General features: G+C 71.7%; 18 protein-coding genes and 1 tRNA gene. 11 read left to right on the forward strand and 8 right to left on the reverse strand.

Features of this window, described 5'->3' with window-relative positions; translation table 11 throughout:
- Positions 1–133: 133 nt before the first annotated feature.
- Positions 134–1531, reverse strand: a complete 1398-nt coding sequence (locus AB0I73_RS36205; protein ID WP_363044672.1) for a gluconate:H+ symporter — start codon at positions 1529–1531, stop codon at positions 134–136.
- A gap of 196 nt (positions 1532–1727) precedes the next feature.
- On the reverse strand, positions 1728–2246 hold the full coding sequence (locus tag AB0I73_RS36210; protein WP_363044673.1) for a gluconokinase: 519 nt from the start codon (positions 2244–2246) through the stop codon (positions 1728–1730).
- A 136-nt stretch (positions 2247–2382) separates the two neighbouring features.
- Here AB0I73_RS36210 and AB0I73_RS36215 point away from each other — a divergent pair, with 136 nt between their 5' ends.
- On the forward strand, positions 2383–3084 hold the full coding sequence (locus AB0I73_RS36215) for a FadR/GntR family transcriptional regulator (protein WP_363044674.1): 702 nt from the start codon (positions 2383–2385) through the stop codon (positions 3082–3084).
- Positions 3085–3090: 6 nt separating this feature from the next.
- Here the strand turns inward: AB0I73_RS36215 and AB0I73_RS36220 are convergent, their stop codons facing one another.
- Positions 3091–3465: a YchJ family protein gene (locus tag AB0I73_RS36220; protein WP_363044675.1), complete on the reverse strand. Its 375-nt coding sequence runs from the start codon at positions 3463–3465 to the stop codon at positions 3091–3093.
- A 129-nt stretch (positions 3466–3594) separates the two neighbouring features.
- Positions 3595–3682: transfer RNA gene (locus AB0I73_RS36225), tRNA-Leu, on the reverse strand.
- 209 nt (positions 3683–3891) lie between these two features.
- Here AB0I73_RS36225 and AB0I73_RS36230 point away from each other — a divergent pair.
- From AB0I73_RS36230 to AB0I73_RS36240, 3 genes are all read left to right on the forward strand, one after another.
- Positions 3892–5217 (forward strand): M20/M25/M40 family metallo-hydrolase, encoded by a 1326-nt coding sequence (locus AB0I73_RS36230; protein WP_109380503.1) that lies wholly within the window; start codon positions 3892–3894, stop codon positions 5215–5217.
- Positions 5218–5366: 149 nt separating this feature from the next.
- Complete coding sequence (gene chpH, locus AB0I73_RS36235; protein ID WP_363044676.1) at positions 5367–5600, forward strand: chaplin ChpH; 234 nt, start codon at positions 5367–5369, stop codon at positions 5598–5600.
- Positions 5601–5765: 165 nt separating this feature from the next.
- A complete protein-coding gene (locus tag AB0I73_RS36240) occupies positions 5766–6512 on the forward strand; it encodes a chaplin family protein (RefSeq protein WP_363044677.1) in 747 nt (248 codons plus the stop codon).
- Positions 6513–6608: 96 nt separating this feature from the next.
- On the opposite strand, the gene AB0I73_RS36245 is transcribed toward AB0I73_RS36240, so the two are convergent.
- Entirely contained in the window at positions 6609–6797 is a 189-nt protein-coding gene (locus AB0I73_RS36245) for a DUF5703 family protein (RefSeq protein WP_109380500.1), read from the reverse strand.
- A gap of 47 nt (positions 6798–6844) precedes the next feature.
- Between AB0I73_RS36245 and AB0I73_RS36250 the strand changes: the two genes are divergently transcribed.
- Positions 6845–7561 (forward strand): hypothetical protein, encoded by a 717-nt coding sequence (locus AB0I73_RS36250; RefSeq protein WP_363044678.1) that lies wholly within the window; start codon positions 6845–6847, stop codon positions 7559–7561.
- Positions 7562–7640: 79 nt separating this feature from the next.
- Here AB0I73_RS36250 and AB0I73_RS36255 read toward each other — a convergent pair whose 3' ends face one another.
- Together AB0I73_RS36255 and AB0I73_RS36260 are read right to left on the reverse strand one after the other, a co-directional pair.
- Entirely contained in the window at positions 7641–9830 is a 2190-nt protein-coding gene (locus AB0I73_RS36255; protein WP_363044679.1) for a helix-hairpin-helix domain-containing protein, read from the reverse strand.
- Positions 9827–10813, reverse strand: a complete 987-nt coding sequence (locus AB0I73_RS36260) for an aldo/keto reductase (RefSeq protein WP_363044680.1) — start codon at positions 10811–10813, stop codon at positions 9827–9829. The genes AB0I73_RS36255 and AB0I73_RS36260 overlap by 4 nt, the downstream gene beginning before the upstream one ends.
- A gap of 178 nt (positions 10814–10991) precedes the next feature.
- Between AB0I73_RS36260 and AB0I73_RS36265 the strand changes: the two genes are divergently transcribed.
- Positions 10992–12047, forward strand: a complete 1056-nt coding sequence (locus tag AB0I73_RS36265; RefSeq protein ID WP_363044681.1) for an LLM class F420-dependent oxidoreductase — start codon at positions 10992–10994, stop codon at positions 12045–12047.
- 285 nt (positions 12048–12332) lie between these two features.
- A complete protein-coding gene (locus tag AB0I73_RS36270; RefSeq protein WP_363044682.1) occupies positions 12333–13121 on the forward strand; it encodes a ferritin-like domain-containing protein in 789 nt (262 codons plus the stop codon).
- A gap of 32 nt (positions 13122–13153) precedes the next feature.
- Here the strand turns inward: AB0I73_RS36270 and corA are convergent, their stop codons facing one another.
- Positions 13154–14149, reverse strand: coding sequence for a magnesium/cobalt transporter CorA (corA, locus tag AB0I73_RS36275; RefSeq protein WP_363044683.1), 996 nt, complete (start codon positions 14147–14149; stop codon positions 13154–13156).
- A 109-nt stretch (positions 14150–14258) separates the two neighbouring features.
- Here corA and AB0I73_RS36280 point away from each other — a divergent pair, with 109 nt between their 5' ends.
- The 4 genes from AB0I73_RS36280 (at position 14259) to mshC (ending at position 17782) form a co-directional block, all read left to right on the forward strand.
- Positions 14259–14945: a histidine phosphatase family protein gene (locus AB0I73_RS36280; protein ID WP_363044684.1), complete on the forward strand. Its 687-nt coding sequence runs from the start codon at positions 14259–14261 to the stop codon at positions 14943–14945.
- 93 nt (positions 14946–15038) lie between these two features.
- Positions 15039–15629 (forward strand): DUF3090 domain-containing protein, encoded by a 591-nt coding sequence (locus tag AB0I73_RS36285; protein WP_109380493.1) that lies wholly within the window; start codon positions 15039–15041, stop codon positions 15627–15629.
- Positions 15593–16426 carry an SCO1664 family protein gene (locus AB0I73_RS36290; RefSeq protein WP_363044685.1) on the forward strand — a complete coding sequence of 278 codons (834 nt, stop codon included), beginning with the start codon at positions 15593–15595 and terminating at the stop codon, positions 16424–16426. Before AB0I73_RS36285 ends, AB0I73_RS36290 begins: the two co-directional genes overlap by 37 nt.
- Before the next feature lie 126 nt (positions 16427–16552).
- The gene (mshC, locus tag AB0I73_RS36295; RefSeq protein WP_363044686.1) at positions 16553–17782 is read left to right on the forward strand and encodes a cysteine--1-D-myo-inosityl 2-amino-2-deoxy-alpha-D-glucopyranoside ligase; all 1230 of its coding nucleotides are present in this window, start codon (positions 16553–16555) and stop codon (positions 17780–17782) included.
- Positions 17783–17874 lie beyond the last annotated feature (92 nt).

Below are 17874 nucleotides of genomic sequence, written 5' to 3' on the forward strand. Positions count from 1 at the left end.
CCCGCGGACGCCACGACGGCCGAGGCCCTGGCCTCCGTCGCCGAGCCCCTGCGCTACAACAGCAACGCCCTGCTGTGCGCGATCGCGACGGCCGAGGCCGTTCCCGGGGCTGACCAGCCGACTGGCCGGTCGCCTATATGACCAACGACAGGAGCAGCACCAGACCGCCGGCCACCACCGAGATGATCGTCTCCATGATCGACCAGGTCTTGATGGTCTGGCCCACGTCCAGCCCGAAGTACTCCTTCACCAGCCAGAAACCGGCGTCGTTGACATGGCTGAAGAAGACCGAACCGGCGCCGATGGCGAGCACCAGCAGAGCGGCGTGCGTGGTCGACATGTCGGCCGCGAGCGGCGCCACCAGACCGGCCGCCGAGATGGTCGCGACAGTCGCCGAACCGGTCGCCAGCCGGATCGCCACCGCGATCAGCCAGCCGAGCAGCAGGGCCGGGATCGCCCAGTCCGCGGAAATGTCGAGGATCATCTGACCCACGCCCGAGTCGATCAGCGTCTGCTTGAAGCCACCGCCCGCGCCGACGATCAGCAGGATGCCGGCGATCGGGGCGAGGCCCTTCTCGACCAGCTGCGAGATCCGGCTCTTGTCGTATCCGGCGGGCAGGACCAGCGTGAAGATGCCGACGAGCACGGACGCGAGCAGGGCGATCATCGGGGAGCCGATGACGTCGAAGACCCGCTGGACGTTGTTCTCGGGGTCGTCGATGACGATGTCGACCAGTGCCTTGGCCAGCATCAGCACGACCGGCAGCAGGATGGTGAACAGCGTCGGGCCGAAGCCAGGACGCTTCTCCAGGTCCTCGGAGGCGCGCTGCGGGATCATCCGCTCGGGGGCCGGGACGTCCACCCAGCGGGCGGCGTACTTGGAGAAGATCGGGCCGGCGATGATCACCGTCGGGATGGCGACGAGCACACCCAGCGCGAGGGTCACGCCGAGGTTGGCGTCGAGAGCGTCGATCGCGACCAGCGGGCCGGGGTGCGGAGGCACCAGACCGTGCATCACGGACAGACCGGCGAGCGCCGGGATGCCGATCCGCATCAGGGAGTAGTTGCCGCGCTTGGCGACCATCAGCACGACCGGGATCAGCAGGACGACGCCGACCTCGAAGAACAGCGGCAGGCCGATCACCGAGGCGATCAGCACCATCGCCCAGGGCATGGTGCGGCCGTTGGCCTTGGCGAGGATGGTGTCGACGATCGCGTCGCCGCCGCCGGAGTCGGCGAGCATCTTGCCGAGGATCGCCCCGAGGGCGATGAGCACGCCGACACCGGCGACGGTGGAGCCGAGTCCGGCGCTGAAACTGGCGATGACCTTGTCCAGCGGCGCTCCGGCGAACGCGCCGAGGGCCAGCGAGCCGATCGTCAGGGCCAGGAAGGCGTGCAACTTGAAGCGGGTGATGAGCAGGACGATGACGGCGATACCCGCCAGGACGGCGATGCCCAGCTGAGCGTGGCCGGCCGAGGTGATCGCCTCGGGTGCGTCCGCTGCCAGCATCTCGACTCTGAGTCTGGTCACGGTGAATCCCTTGTGAGTACGGGGAGAACCCCTGGGAGTGCGGGGGAACTACGGGGAACTACGGGAGCAGGGGAACCGGGGCGTGGGGGCACCCCGGGGCGTGTGGGGTCCCCGAGGGGACCGGTGGAGACGGCTCCGGGTGGGAACCCGCGAGCCGGCTCGGGGCAGGCTCCGAGCGGGCCTGCGGCAGGGAGAGCTACAAGGTCGGCTCGGCGAGGGCCGCCAGGGTGGTGGCCGCCTTTTCGGTGATCTCCTCCGGGCTGCCGGACACATCGACGGCGACCCCGAACTCGTCCTCCCCCAGCGGCTGGAGCGTCGCGAACTGGGAGTCGAGCAGGGCCGTGGGCATGAAGTGCCCCTCGCGATGCGACATCCGGTCCTCGATGAGCGCACGGTCACCGGTGAGATGCACGAAGACCACACCGGGCGCGGCCGCCCGCAGCCGGTCGCGGTACGACCGCTTCAGCGCCGAGCAACTGACCACCCCGCCGAGACCGGCCCGTCCGCGCGCCCAGGCACCGATCGCATCCAGCCAGGGCAGCCGGTCCTCGTCGGTGAGCGGGATACCGGCCGACATCTTGGCGATGTTGGCTTCCGGGTGGAAGTCGTCGGCCTCGGCGTACGGGACGTCGAACCGGGTCGCGAGCAGGGGACCAATAGTGGTCTTGCCGGTGCCCGCGACGCCCATGACCACGACGACATGGGGGGTGCTCATCGATGCCTCACTGTCTGATGTCTTCGTTGACACGTGATGTTGAGGCAACTGAAGCTCATTGGTAAGACGAATTCAAGAGTGTGTGACGCAAACATCTGACTTTTCACTTCTGTGATCTGGCCCGTACTCTGTGTCCATGAGCACAACGGGCCGGGGACTGCACGGCCGTGTACTGGACACCCTCGGCCCCGAGATCACCGCAGGCGAATACCCGCCGGGCAGCGTCCTGCGCACCGACGAACTCGCCCAGCGTTTCGACGTGTCGCGCTCCGTGATGCGCGAGGTGGTCCGCGTGCTGGAGTCCATGCATCTGGTCGAGTCCCGGCGTCGTGTGGGGGTGACGGTCCGCCCGACCTGCGACTGGAACGTCTACGACCCCCAGGTCATCCGCTGGCGGCTGGCCGGTGCGGACCGCCCCCGGCAGCTGCGCTCGCTCACGGTGCTGCGCTCGGCCGTCGAACCGGTCGCCGCAGGGCTCGCCGCCCGCAACGCCACCGCCGAGCAGTGCGCCGAACTCACCGAGTGCGCCCTCGGCATGGTCGCCAACTCACGCGGACAGCGGCTGGAGGGATACCTCTTCCACGACATCGCCTTCCACCGGGTGATTCTCACCGCGTCCGGCAACGACATGTTCGCGCGCCTCGGCGACGTCGTCGCCGAGGTCCTCACCGGCCGCACGCACCACGACGTGATGTTCGACGACCCCGACCCGGCGGCGGTCACCCTGCACGTCCAGGTCGCCGAAGCGGTCCGCGAACGCGACGCCGCCCGCGCGGAGGAGCTGACCCGCCAGATCACGGTCGGCGCACTCGAGGAACTGGACATCCTGGCGCCCTGAGTGACGTCAGCTCAGGAAGTCCCCGTCGACGTACACCCAGGCCCCGTCCACCCGCTCGAAGCGGCTGCGCTCGTGCAGTGAGCCGCCCCGGTAGGACGCCCGGAAGGTCACCGTCCCGGTGGTGTGGAAGGCGGATCCGCCGGTCGTGTCCAGGATCTCCAGCCCCGTCCACCGCATCCCCGGATCGAGGTCCACCCGCTCCGGCCGCGTCCGCGGATGCCAGGTCCGCAGCAGATAACCGGCGTTCAGCCGCACGAAGGCGCAGTACCGCGACCGCATCAGCCGCTCGGCGGTCGGGGCCGCGGCGGATCCGGAGTGGTACCGCCCGCAGCAAGCCTCGTACGCCTCGGGCAGCCCGCAGGGGCAGGAACGCGTGGTCATGGCGGCCATTCTGTCCTGTCGTCGTCGAAGCGGAAGCCCGGTGTGCGCGGCGGCCCGTGCTTGACGCGCCGACCCGGGCGGGCAACGAAGAGGGGCCCTTGAAAATCAAGGGCCCCTCTTCGTTCTCACTGGTGTCCGAGGGGGGACTTGAACCCCCACGCCCGATAAAGGGCACTAGCACCTCAAGCTAGCGCGTCTGCCATTCCGCCACCCGGACAAGGTGTCTGACGCGCGGGTTTCCCCCGCTGCGACGAAGTAAACATTACCAGGCTTTCCAGGGTGGCTGATCACCCCGGTGGGCGCGTTGCCGGGCTCGCCCCGTCCCGGAGTGAACGCCGTGTGACGGGCCGGGTCCGGTCTTGGGGCGGACGCGTCCAGGGGAGAGGATGAGGGGGACCCATCAGCAGTGACAGCGGGAGGAACCACGTGAGCGCGACCGACACGGCCAGGGGCGTCACCGGTGAGGACGAGGTCGTGGACCTCTGCCGCGAGCTGATCCGGATCGACACCAGCAACTACGGCGACCACTCGGGCCCCGGCGAGCGCAAGGCGGCCGAGTACGTCGCCGAGAAGCTCGCCGAGGTGGGCCTGGAACCGCAGATCTTCGAGTCCCACAAGGGCCGCGCCTCCACCGTGGCCCGTATCGAGGGGGAGGACCCCTCGCGGCCCGCGCTGCTGATCCACGGCCACACCGACGTCGTACCGGCCAATGCGGCGGACTGGACCCACCACCCCTTCTCCGGAGAGATCGCCGACGGCTGCGTGTGGGGGCGCGGCGCCGTCGACATGAAGGACATGGACGCGATGACGCTGGCCGTCGTCCGCGACCGCATGCGCAGCGGACGCAAGCCCCCGCGCGACGTCGTCCTCGCCTTCCTCGCCGACGAGGAGGCCGGCGGCACCTACGGCGCCAAGTACCTCGTGCGCGAGCACCCCGAGCTGTTCGAGGGCGTCACCGAGGCGATCGGCGAGGTCGGCGGGTTCTCCTTCACCGTCAACGAGAAGCTGCGCCTCTACCTCGTCGAGACCGCCGAGAAGGGCATGCACTGGATGCGGCTCACCGTCGACGGCACGGCGGGCCACGGCTCGATGACCAACGACGACAACGCGATCACCGAACTCAGCGAGGCGGTGGCCCGGCTCGGCCGGCACAAGTGGCCGGTACGGGTCACCAAGACCGTACGGGCCTTCCTGGACGAGCTCTCCGACGCCCTCGGCACCGAGCTCGACCCGGAGAACATGGAGGAGACCCTCGCCAAGCTCGGCGGCATCGCCCGCATGATCGGCACCACGCTGCGCAACTCGGCGGCGCCCACCATGCTCGGCGCCGGCTACAAGGTCAACGTCATTCCCGGCCAGGCCACCGCCCACGTCGACGGCCGCTTCCTGCCCGGACACGAGGAGGAGTTCCTGGCCGACCTGGACCGCATCCTCGGCCCGCGGGTGAGGAGGGAGGACGTGCACGCCGACAAGGCGCTGGAGACCGACTTCGACGGCCGGCTCGTCGACGCCATGCAGCTGGCGCTCGGCGCCGAGGACCCGATCGCGCGGGCGGTGCCGTACATGCTCTCCGGCGGCACCGACGCCAAGTCCTTCGACGACCTCGGTATCCGCTGCTTCGGCTTCGCCCCGCTGAAGCTGCCGCCGGAGCTGGACTTCGCCGGCATGTTCCACGGGGTCGACGAGCGGGTGCCGGTGGACGGCCTGAAGTTCGGCGTGCGGGTGCTCGACCGGTTCCTGGACGCCTCCTGAGGTAGTCCGGCGATTCCAACAATCGTGCAGACGTGCGGAGTTGACCGAGAAGAGTGAATGCGACGATAAGCTCGTAGCCTCATTACTCCTTCCTCGTTACCCGTGATGTGATCCGCGACTTGGGATCGCATTGCCAACGAGGAGGAATAATGATCAAGAAGGTCGTCGCTGTCGCCGCCGCCACCGGTGGGCTGGTTCTCGCGGGTGCGGGCATGGCCGCCGCCGATTCCGGTGCCCAGGGTGCCGCCGTGCACTCCCCGGGTGTTCTCTCGGGCAACGTCGTTCAGGCCCCGGTGCACGTCCCGGTGAACGTCTGCGGCAACACGGTCTCCGTGATCGGGCTGTTGAACCCCGCTGTCGGCAACGTCTGCATCAACCAGTGACGTTGTGCCTCGCCCCTTAGGGCAAGCGTTTTCCAGTGTGTGAGCTCGTCGGCCCCGGGGCGCGCGCCATGCGCTCCGGGGCCGACCGGTCTCGCGGAACGTCGGAACACCGGGAATCCGACGGACGGAATTCCCGGCACAAGGTCGAAAGCAGGGATTTCAGCTATGCGACAGGTCACTCGCAAGGGCCTGATGACCGTGGCCGCCGCCACCGGCGTGATCGCCGCCGCGGGCGGGGTCGCCCACGCCGACTCCGGCGCGCAGGGCGCCGCCGTGGGTTCGCCCGGCGTCCTCTCCGGGAACACGGTGCAGGCGCCGGTGCACGTGCCGGTCAACGTCTGCGGCAACACCGTCGACGTCGTCGGCGTCCTCAACCCGTCCGTGGGCAACTCCTGTGCCAACCAGGGTGGTTCCGCCTCGGCCGGCCACGGCGGGTCAGGTGACCGCGGCGAGTCCGGCAGCCACGGAGAGCCCGGCAACCACCGTGACTCCGGCGGCCACGGAGGTTCGCACGCCGACGGACACACCGCCGGCTCGCCCGGCGTGCTCTCCGGCAACCAGATCCAGGCTCCGATCCACATCCCGGTGAACGTCTGCGGCAACAGCGTGGACGTCATCGGCGCCGGCAACGCCGCCACGGGCGACGACTGCGCCAACGGCGACCCGGGCACCCCGGCAGAGCCACAGGAGCCCGGCGACGACCCGAGCACGCCGTCCGCTCCGCGCGACGAGGCCCCGGCCGGCCCCTCGCAGGGCAGTCGGCCGGCCCCTCGGCCCGTCGCCGCGCCCCGGGCCGACGCGCAGCTCGCCCGGACCGGCAGCGAGCTGCCGGTGGGCCTGGCCCTGCCGGTCGGCGCGGGCGCGCTGCTCGCCGGAGCGGTCCTCTACCGCAAGGCACGGGCCGCCGCGTGACGGCGGTCACACGGAGCGGGCCCCGCGACCGCGGGCCCCGCGACCGCGGGGCCCGCTCCATGGCTGATCTCATAGCTGTCGACAGGCGGCCCGAGCTCACCAGGTCGCGCGTACCTGGCGGATGATCCGCCGCCGCAACCGCACCTTGCGGCTGCCGTCGTGCAGCAGGCTCAGACGGTCCAACTCCCAGTGACCGTACTCTGCGTGGTCCGTCAGCAGACGTGCCGTCTCCTTGCGGGAGACCCCACGCGGTACGTAGACGTCGACAAATTCATATTCCGGCATCGCATCTATTGTGCGTGCTGGGCCCCGGTACGGATAGCGTCTGCACTATGTCTGATGCTGCGCAGCCCACCGCTGCTGAGGTACGCGCCGCCGCCGAGGCGGTCAAGACCGCGCTCGACCGCCACCTGGCCGCGGTCGAGCGCCGGTCGGGGGAGGACGACCCGGCCGTCTACGAGGCGTTCAACGAGCTGGCCGTGGCCGCTGAGGCGTACGACGAACTGCTCTACGACCGCCACGACGAGGTGACGCCCTTCGAGATCCCCGGTGCGGAGGACGCCCTGCCGCCCTACACCGGACCGGAGGAGCCGAACGCGCTGAGCGTGCTGATCCGTCGCGACTACGCCGTAGTGGAGCCGCAGCGGCTGCTGGCGCACGCACAGCGGATCGAGGCGGCGGACGACGAGGAGGGCTCGGACGCCTCGGACACCGTCCACGGCGCGCTCGGCGTCCTGTTCGGCGAGTACGAGCCGGACGAGATCGCATCCCGGCACAAGGAGTTCGGCCTGGAGGAGGGGGACTCCACGCTCTGGGTGACGGCATCGGACGAACCGGCGGAGCCCGGTGAATGGCTGGCGGCCCCGTTCGAGCAGGTGGACCCGGCCCGGGTCGTGTGCCGCTTCGACGTCAGCGCGGTCTTCGACGAGGACCTGGACGACGACCTCGACGACGACAGGGACGACGACCTCGAGGTCCGGCAGGTGCGGATCCTGGACGAGGACGAGGACGAGGACGAGGACCTGGAGCCCCTGGACGCGGATCGCTGACCGGGCCCGGGACCCGGACGCACGGCGACGGCGGTGACACCGAGGGTGTCACCGCCGTCGCCGTCGCGGGTGGCGGGAGTCAGCCGGCCGCTGCCGGAATCTGCGGCGCCAGCAGCACCGGGAGCCGGGTCGTCCGGGGCTTGGCCGCCACCTCCGCCACGGCGTGCGGCAGCGCCTGCTCCACACCGTGCACCACGGACAGGTGGCGCTCCGCCCGGCTGAACGCGGTGTACACCCAGGGCCGGCTCAACGCCGGAACGGCGTCGCCCGGCAGCACCACGACCACCGCGGGCCACCGGCACCCCACGGCCTGGTGTGCGGTCAGCGCCCACCCGTGCCGTACGGACTGCTCCACGCGCTCCTGCGGTACGACGACGGCCTCGCCCGCGCAGGACAGGTGCAGGCCGTCGGCGTCGGCCCGCACCACCCGGCCCGGCACCGTACGGCCCCGGTCGGGGGAGTAGGCGATCCGGTCGCCCGGGTCGAATCCGCCGAAGCGCCCCGGCCCCGGATTGAGCCGCTCCTTCAACGCGGCGTTCAGCGCGCGCGTGCCCACCGCGCCCCCGTGCCCCGGGGTGATCACCTGCGTCTCCTCGGCCGGCACCCCGATCGCGCGCGGCACCGAGTCCACCACGAGCTGCACGGTCCGGTGCACGGCCTCGCCCGCATCCCGCACCGGCACGATGACGACCTCCTTGCCGGGCGCCGCCACCTGGTTCAGCTCACCGACGCCGATGCCGGAGACCAGTTCGCCCAGCGGCCCCGGATCCGGTCGCCGGGAGGCGATCTGCGGGCAGGCACGCGCCGCCAGGAGATCGGCGAACACCCGTCCCGGACCGACGGACCACAGCACCCCCGGGTCCCCGGCCAGCACCAGCCGGGCACCGTCCGGCAGCGACTCCGTGACCAGCGCGGCCGCCTCGACGTCCAGCTGAGGAGCGTCCAGGACGACGAGCAGATCCAGCCGCAGCGCCCCGTCGGCGTCCCGCCCCGGCCCCTCGGCACCGGACAGCAGCCCGGCGACTGTGGCGACCCCGGGGTCCTCGGCTCCGGCACCGTCGGCCGTCCCGGCACCCTCCAGCAGGGCCGCGAACCGGGCGCGCCCGAGCGGACCGTGTGCGGCGGCCCAGGCGCGCAGCCCGAGCCCGTGCGCCGCCCGCAGCAGGGCCGCCGGCTCGGTGAGGGACGCCTGCCCCCCGGTGTGCAGGACGAGGCCGTGGCCGGCGACCGCGCGGATCAGCTCACCCCCGGAGCCGCCCGCCGAGGCGGCGGCCCGCTCCCACTCCGCACCCGGACCGTCCTGCCGGGGAGCGGAGCCGACGAGCCGGGCCAGGCCGTCGGCGAGGCTCTCCTCGGCCATCGCGTACCGCTCCAGCCCCACGAGGACCCTGACGGGCCGCTCCTCCTCCGCTCCGTCTGCTTCGTTCTGGCTCCCCCCGGCTCCGGCACCGCCCCGCTGCGGTACCGGAACGCCCGCCTCCGGCGCCGGGTCCTGGAAGACGAGGACGTCACCGTCCGAGATCGCGTTCCGCACGGCCCCCTCGGCATCCGGCACCCCCTGTTGCTCGAGGGCGGCGGTCAGCACGGACGTCTCCAACGCGGTGTGCCCGGCCGCCGCGGCCTGCTCCAGCAGCCACCCGGTGACGGCCCGCACCCGCCGCGCGTCGTCCGGCCCGGCAGCGGAGCCGAGCAGCGCACGGGCGAACCCGTCCGCCTGCGCGGGCCGTACACCGGTCACCCGCAGCAACTGCCACGGATCGGCGCGCAGGGCCTCCGAGGCCCCCTCACCCAGTACCCCGGCGGTCCGTACGGCGAGCGTCTCGGGTGCACCGCCCTGGGCCAGCACCGCGCGTACGGCCGAGACCACTTCGGTGGCGGGGGCCGCCTCGAGGGTCACCGGCGGCGCCGGTCGCGCCGGTTCGGGAGCGGGCCGCCGCGGCGCGGGCCTCGTCTCCTCGAACACGGCGGCCACCGGCTTCTCCCCGCTCTCCACGGCCCGCACGGCGGCGAGCAGGTCGGCGGCCCGGCCGCTCAGCTTGGCGCCGGCCTCGATCGGCTCCCGCCGCTCCGCCTTCCGCCGCTCGATCCGCTCCCGCTCGGCCCGCTGCGCGAGCAACTCGGCCTCGGCCTCGGACACCTGCCGCCCCTCGGCCGCGTCCCCGCCCTGCTCGGCCGGGTCGGCCTCCGCCCCGGCCCGTTCGGTCCGAGCCGACTCGTCCGGCGTCCCCGGCTCGGCGTCCTCCGCGGTCTCGGACGGCTCCGTGCTCACAGCGTGCTCCAGTCGTGATCGGGATAGCGGTGCACGGGCGCCGACACGTCGTCGAGCGCCCGGCAGATCTCGTCAGGAAGACTAAGCGCCTCCACTGACAGTGCCGCCGCGAGCTGTCGGGCGTTGCGCGCGCCGACGATGGGAGCGGTCACGCCCGGACGGTCCCGCACCCACGCGAGGGCGACCTGGAGCGCGGTCACGGCGAGCCCGTCCGCCGCCGTGGTCACGGCGTCCACGATCCTGCTCGCCGTGTCGTCGAGATACGGCGCGACGAACGGCGCCATGTGCTCGGAGGCACCCCGGGAGTCCGGCGGCAAGGCGTCGCCCCGGTACTTGCCGGTCAGTACGCCCCGCCCGAGCGGCGAGGACGGCAGGATCCCGATCCCCGTGTCGACGGCCGCCGGCAGCACCTCCCGCTCCACGCCCCGCTGGAGCAGCGAGTACTCCATCTGGGTACTCGCCAGCCGGGCCCGCACCCCCGGCGCGGCGAGCTGCCAGGTCGCCGCCTTGGCCAGCTGCCAGCCGCAGAAGTTGGAGACCCCGGCATAGCGGGCACGTCCGCTGGCGACGGCGATGTCGAGGGCCTGGAGCGTCTCGTCCAGCGGGGTGGAGGGGTCGTAGGCGTGGACGTGCCACACGTCGACGTGATCGGTGCCGAGACGGGCGAGCGAGGCGTCCAGCGCGGAGAGCAGATGGCCGCGTGAGCCGTCGAATCTGCGCTCCGGGTCCGGTACGCTCCCGGCCTTCGTCGAGATGACGAGGTCCCGGCGCGGCACCAGCCCGTCCATGAGCTGCCCGAGCAGGTACTCGGCCTCCCCGTCGCCGTACACGTCGGCGGTGTCGACGAGGGTCCCGCCCGCTTCCCAGAACGTCTTCAAGAGGTCCGCGGCGTCGTGCTCGTCGGTGTCCCGACCCCAGGTCAGGGTCCCGAGACCGATGCGGGACACGCGCAGGCCGGTACGGCCGAGATGCCTCTGCTCCATGAACGCCGAGATTACTGGCCGACACCTGCGGTGTGGGTACCTGTGGACAACTGATTCCCCGGGTTTCCCCAGGTCTTCCCGGCCCGGTCTCCCGCGGCGCGGCACCGCCCCCCGGCCCGGCCGTCGGCGGTATAGGGTCACCGCAAGCGACGTTACTGATGGGTAAGGGGAGAGGGCCATGCAGCTCGGGATCAACCTCGGCTACTGGGGTGCCGGAATGGACTCGGACAACCTCGCCGTGGCGCAGGAGGCCGACCGCCTGGGATACGCGGTCTGCTGGGCCGCCGAGGCCTACGGCTCCGACGCGGCCACCGTGCTCACCTGGGTCGCCGCCCGGACCGAGCGGATCGACGTCGGCTCGGCCATCTTCCAGATCCCCGCCCGCCAGCCCGCGATGACCGCGATGACCGCCGCCACCCTCGACTCCCTCTCCGGCGGCCGGTTCCGCCTCGGTCTCGGCGTGTCCGGCCCGCAGGTCTCCGAGGGCTGGTACGGCGTCAAGTTCGACAAGCCCCTCTCGCGGACCCGCGAGTACGTCGAGATCGTCCGCAAGGCCATGACACGCGAGCGCCTCTCCCACGACGGTGAGCACTGGACCCTGCCCCTGCCCGGCGGTCCGGGCAAGCCCATCAAGCTCACCGTGCACCCGCAGCGCGAGCACATCCCCCTCTACATCGCCGCGATCGGCCCGAAGAACCTCGAGCAGACCGGTGAGATCGCCGACGGCGCGCTGCTGATCTTCCCCTCCGCCGACCACCTCGAGGACACCGCCGTCAAGCACATCAGGGCGGGCCGCGAGAAGGCCGGCAAGACCCTCGACGGCTTCGACATCTGCCCCACGCTCCCGCTCGCCGTCGGCGACGACAAGGACATCGCCGCCCTCGCCGACACCTTCCGTCCCTACACCGCGCTGTACGTCGGAGGCATGGGCAGCCGCAAGCAGAACTTCTACAACCAGCTCGCCGGGCGCATGGGCTACGAGCGGGAAGCCGCCGAGATCCAGGACAAGTACCTGGCGGGCGACAAGCAGGGCGCCGCCGAGGCCGTGCCGCACGACCTGATCGACTCCACGACGCTGCTCGGCTCCGTGGACCGCATCGCGGACCGGATGAAGGCCTATGCGGCAGCGGGGGTCACCACCCTCACCCTCGCCCCCGCGGGCTTCACGCTCGACGAGCGCCTCGCCTCCCTGCGCGCCGGCACCGAGGCGCTGGAGCGCGCGGGCCTCGCGTAGGCCCTGTCCCGGGGCGCCGGGCGCCGCGTGTGAAGTCTCCACGGCCGTGGCGGGGGCTCGGGGGTCTTCCCCGCCACGGCCGTCCCCCCACCACAACGCCCGGCGGCCCCCTCCGGTTACGCCCCCGTGTCCCCGCGCCCGTCCTCCTTTTGGCGGAGTTGCCGGGCACACCTGTTGCCGTGCGGGCCTCCTCGCAATTGACTCGTTCTTCGCGGACCACGGAACACCGGACCACGGAACCACGGACCAGGGAACGTGCGGAATCGTCGTGGAGAGGGGCCCAAGATGCTGTCGGCCAAGAGTCTGTTCCAGGAGATCCTCGACGACGACGACTCCTTCGCGCTGTTCTGCTCCATCGCCGCCAGCGGCGAGTCGCAGGGCGGCTGGGAGAACGCCCGGATCGCGGCCCTGGTTCCGGAGAGCCAGCGCGGACTCGCCCCCAAGATCGCCAGGCACAGCGCCGACGAGGACAAGCACGGACGTATCTTCAACGCCCTGATGAAGAAGCGCGGTGTGCGACCGGTCCCCGTCCCGCCCGAGACCGACTACACCATGCTCCTCGAGCGGAGCGGTATCGGCCTGGCGCACGACAAGCTCAGGCGCGACGAACCGCTCACCGTCCAGGACGTCGTCACCTATCTCGCGCACAGCCGCGTCACCGAGCAGCGCGCCTCCGAGCAGATGGAGCTGCTCCGCAAGCACTTCGCCGACCATCCCGAACTCGGCCGCGCCGTCACGATGATCTCCCACGACGAGGACAACCACCTCACCTACTGCCACGAGGAACTGCTGCGCCTCGCGTACGCCGGGCACGGCCGAGCCATCCAGCGCACCCTGCGCGCGTGCGCGCTCACCGAGATCCGCGTCCACCGCGACGTCAGCCTCGCGGTGATGGCCCGGATGGGAGACATCCTCGGCTGGTCCCGGGCCAGAGGGGCGCTCCTGGCGGCCGGCATCCACGCGGTGTACGCCCACGAGCGCCTGGGAGGCTGGCGCCGCATGGTCTCCCTGAGGATGCCGGAACGCCGCGACGCCCTGGGCGGTCCCGCGAGCACCGGGCCCGAGTTCGCCTGACCCCTGGACGGGGCGGGCCGCGTCCCGCTCCGCTACATCCACCCGCGCCGCTTGAACAACCGGTACAGGAGCACCTCCAGCGCGACCATCACCAGGATCACCGCCGGATAGGACCACTCCCACCGCAGTTCCGGCATGTGCTCGAAGTTCATGCCGTAGATCCCCGCGAGCACGGTGGGGAGCGCGGCCATGGCCGCCCAGGCGGAGATCTTCCGCATGTCGTCGTTCTGACGGACGCTCACCTGGGCCAGATGCGCCGAGAGGATGTCCGAGACCAGCCGGTCCATCCCCTCCACGGAGTCGTTCACGCGCGTGAGGTGGTCGTGCACGTCACGGAAGAAGGGGCGCGCCTTCTTGGACACGAAGGGCACCGTCGCACCGAACGCGCCCGCCTCCGTCAGCCGCGCCATCGGCGTTGTCAGCGGCCCGGTCGCCCGGCGGAACTCCAGGACCTGCCGCTTGAAGGTGTAGATCCGGGACGCGGTGAGCCGGGTGCCGGCGCCCTCCGGTGAGAAGACCTCCGCCTCCAGCTCCTCCAGCTCGGTCTGCAGCTCGGTCGCCACGACGAGATAGTGGTCGACGGCGGCGTCGGCGATCGCGTACACCACCGACGTCGGTCCTTTGCCCAGCAGCTCCGGTTCGTGCTCCAGCCGGCTGCGTACGGTGTTCAGCGGGGAGCCCTCGCCGTGCCGGACGGTCACCACGAACGAGTCGCCCAGGAAGATCATGATCTCGCCGGTGGAGACGACGGCGCCGTCCGGCTCGTACTCGACCGGCTTGAGGACCATGAACAGCGAGTCGTCGTACACCTCCAGCTTGGGCCGCTGGTGTGCCTTGAGGGCGTCCTCGACCGCGAGCGGATGAAGGCCGAACTCCCGCGAGACCAGGGCGAACTCGTCCGTCGTCGGCTCGTGCAGCCCGATCCAGACGAAACCCTTCGCCGCCCGCGCGTCCTCCAGCGCGCCGGAGAAGTCCTCGGGCCCCTCCGTACGGTGCCCGTCCCGGTAGATGGCACAGTCGACGATCACGGAACGCGTTCTCCCTTCACCGGCCGGCCGGCACACCGGCAGCACAACCGCCGGCACACCCGGCACAGCACCTGACGGCACACACGCGCGTGCGCCTACCCTGGTCCGCATGCCCACGTTGCTCCTGGTCCGGCACGGACGATCCACCGCCAACACCGAGGGACTGCTCGCCGGCTGGTCGCCCGGCGTCGCCCTGGACGAACGCGGGGCCGCGCAGGCCGCCGCGCTGCCCGGACGGCTCGCCGAACTGCCCCTCTCCGAGATCGTCGTCAGCCCTCTCCAGCGCTGTCAGGAGACGATCCAGCCGCTGCTGAGGGCCCGGTCCGGCCTCGCCGCCCACACCGACGAACGCATCGGGGAGTGCCACTACGGCGACTGGACCGGCCGCAAGCTCGCCGAACTGAAGGACGAACCCCTCATGGAGGTGGTGCAGGCCCATCCCTCGGCGGCCGCCTTCCCCGGAGGGGAGTCCATGCGCGCCATGCAGACACGCGCCGCCGAGGCGGTGCGCGAGTGGAACGCGCGCGTGGAACGCGATCACGGCCCCGACGCCGTGTACCTCATGTGCTCGCACGGGGACATCATCAAGTCCCTCGTCGCGGACGCGCTCGGACTTCATCTCGACCTCTTTCAGCGGATCTCCGTGGAGCCGTGTTCCATCACCGCGATCCGCTACACACGGCTGCGCCCCTACCTCGTCCGGCTCGGCGACACCGGTGACTTCGCCTCCCTGGTGCCGCGCGAGGAGCCGCCCGCCGACGACGCCCCGGTCGGGGGCGGTGCGGGGGCACCGTGATCGTCGGCCGCAGTAGGGTGAAGCGGTCACAGCAGCGCCGTCTCAGCCGTCTCGGCTGATCCCCGTACCCACAACTCTCAATGGAGACAGGACGTGTCCCGTCAGGTGTTCCTCTACGACCAGCCGGAACGTTTCGTGGCCGGTACGGTCGGACTGCCAGGGCGCCGTACGTTCTTCCTCCAGGCCTCAGCCGGCTCCCGGGTGACCAGCGTGGCTCTGGAGAAGACCCAGGTCGCCGCGCTCGCCGAGCGCATGGACGAACTGCTCGACGAGGTCGTGCGCCGTAGCGGGGGCAGCGCCGCGGTGCCCGCCGTGGCACCGGCCGAGATCGCCGACACCGCCCCGTTGGACTCCCCGGTGGAGGAGGAGTTCCGCGTCGGCACCATGGCCCTCGCCTGGGACGGCGAGGAGGAGTGCATGATCGTCGAGGCGCAGGCACTCGTCGAACTGGACGCCGAGTCCGAGGAGGACCTCGCCGAGGCGGAGGAGCGGCTGCTCCAGGACGAGGAGAACGGGCCCCCGATGCTCAGGGTCCGGCTCACCGGTGTCCAGGCCCGTGCCTTCGCCAAGCGCGCCCTCGACGTCGTCAACGCGGGACGGCCGCCGTGCCCGCTGTGCAGTCTCCCCCTCGACCCGGAAGGACACGTATGTCCGCGCCAGAACGGATACCGCCGCGGGGCGTGACCACCGCCGACCCCGCCGACGCGGTGCTGCTCGCCGAGGGCGAACTGACCGTGCGCGGACGCATCCGTGAGGCGTCGAACGCGGCGCTGTACTGCACCGTGACCCACGAGGGCCGCGAGGCCGCCTGCATCTACAAGCCCGTCGCGGGGGAGCGCCCCCTGTGGGACTTCCCCGACGGGACGCTCGCCGGGCGCGAGGTCGCGGCGTACCAGGTCTCCGAGGCGACCGGCTGGGGACTGGTGCCGCCCACGGTGCTGCGGGACGGGCCGCACGGCGAGGGCATGTGCCAGCTGTGGATCGAGGCCACGCCGGAGGCGGAACTGCTCGCGCTGGTGGACGGGGAGGAGCCCGGGCCCGGCTGGAAGGCGGTCGGGTTCGCCGAGGTGGGCGAGGGACGCACCGCGCTGCTCGTGCACGCCGACGACGTACGGCTGCGGCGACTGGCCGTGCTCGACGCGGTGATCAACAACGCCGACCGCAAGGGCGGGCACCTTCTGCCCACGCGGGACGGCCGGCTCTACGGCATCGACCACGGGGTCACCTTCAACGCCGAGGACAAGCTGCGCACCCTGCTGTGGGGCTGGGCGGGGGAACCGTTGACCGAGGAGGTACGCGACGTCCTCGAGGTCCTCGGGAAGGCACTCGCCGAAGGCGGCGCGCTGGCCGTCTCGCTGGCCCCGCTGATCACCCGCGCGGAGATCGACGCCACCCGCGCGCGGGTGGCGTCCCTGCTCGCCTCCGGCGCCCATCCGCAGCCCGGCGGCCGGTGGCCGGCGATTCCCTGGCCACCCGTCTGACCCGGGCGCCGGCACGCGGCTCCCGGACGACGGGGCACGTCCGGCGGGAGTGCGCAAGAGTGCCTTCTCGGTCGTCCGAGCTGCTCCGGTTCGTATTGGGGACCGCGGTCCGGTTACGCTCATGAGATGCATGCCTGGCCCGCTTCCGAGGTCCCCGCCCTTCCCGGTCAGGGGCGCGACCTGAGGATCCACGACACCGCGACCGGGGGCCTGACCCCGCTCGACCCCGGCCCCGTCGCCCGTATCTACGTCTGCGGCATCACCCCGTACGACGCCACCCACATCGGACACGCCGCGACGTACAACGCGTTCGACCTCGTGCAGCGCGTGTGGCTCGACACCAAGCGGCAGGTCCATTACGTCCAGAACGTCACCGACATCGACGACCCGCTGCTGGAGCGGGCCGAGCGGGACGGCGTCGACTGGGCCGCGCTCGCCGAGCGGGAGACCCGGCTCTTCCGCGAGGACATGACGGCCCTGCGGATGCTGCCGCCGCAGCAGTACATAGGCGCGGTGGAGGCGATACCCGGCATCGTCCCGCTCGTCGAACGACTGCGCGACCTCGGCGCGGCGTACGAACTCGAGGGCGACGTCTACTTCTCCGTGGAGTCCGACCCGAACTTCGGGCGGGTCTCGAACCTCGACGCGGCCGCCATGCGGCTGCTGTCCGCCGAACGCGGCGGCGACCCGGACCGCCCGGGCAAGAAGAACCCCCTCGACCCGATGCTCTGGATGGCCGCCCGGGAGGGCGAACCCAGCTGGGACGGCGGGTCGCTCGGCAGGGGGCGGCCCGGCTGGCACATCGAGTGTGTGGCCATCGCCCTCGACCATCTGGGCATGGGCTTCGACGTCCAGGGCGGCGGTTCCGACCTGGTCTTCCCGCACCACGAGATGGGTGCCTCGCACGCCCAGGTGCTCACCGGCGAGTTCCCCATGGCCAAGGCGTACGTCCACGCCGGCATGGTCGCCCTGCACGGCGAGAAGATGTCCAAGTCCAAGGGCAACCTGGTCTTCGTGTCCCGGCTCCGGCGCGACGGCGTCGACCCGGCGGCGATCCGGCTGGCGCTGCTCGCCCACCACTACCGCGCCGACTGGGAATGGACGGACCAGGTCCTCCTGGATGCCGGGACCCGGCTCGAACACTGGCGGGCCGCCGTCTCCCGCCCCGACGGTCCGCCCGCCGAGGCGCTCGTGGAGGAGATCCGCGAGGCCCTGTCCAACGACCTGGACGCCCCGGCCGCCCTGGCCGCCGTCGACCGCTGGGCCGTGACCCAGGAGCAGGACGGCGGGACGGACGCGGGCGCGCCCGGCATCGTCTCCCGCGCGGTGGACGCCCTGCTCGGCGTGGCACTGTAGCCGCCGGCGCCCCACGACGGGCGCGAACGGTCGAGGGGGGGTGCCCCGTCCATGGACGGCGCCATCCGCACAAGCCTAGTCACCCCCGGGCC

This window comes from Streptomyces sp. NPDC050388, from assembly GCF_040655635.1.
GTDB lineage: Bacteria > Actinomycetota > Actinomycetes > Streptomycetales > Streptomycetaceae > Streptomyces.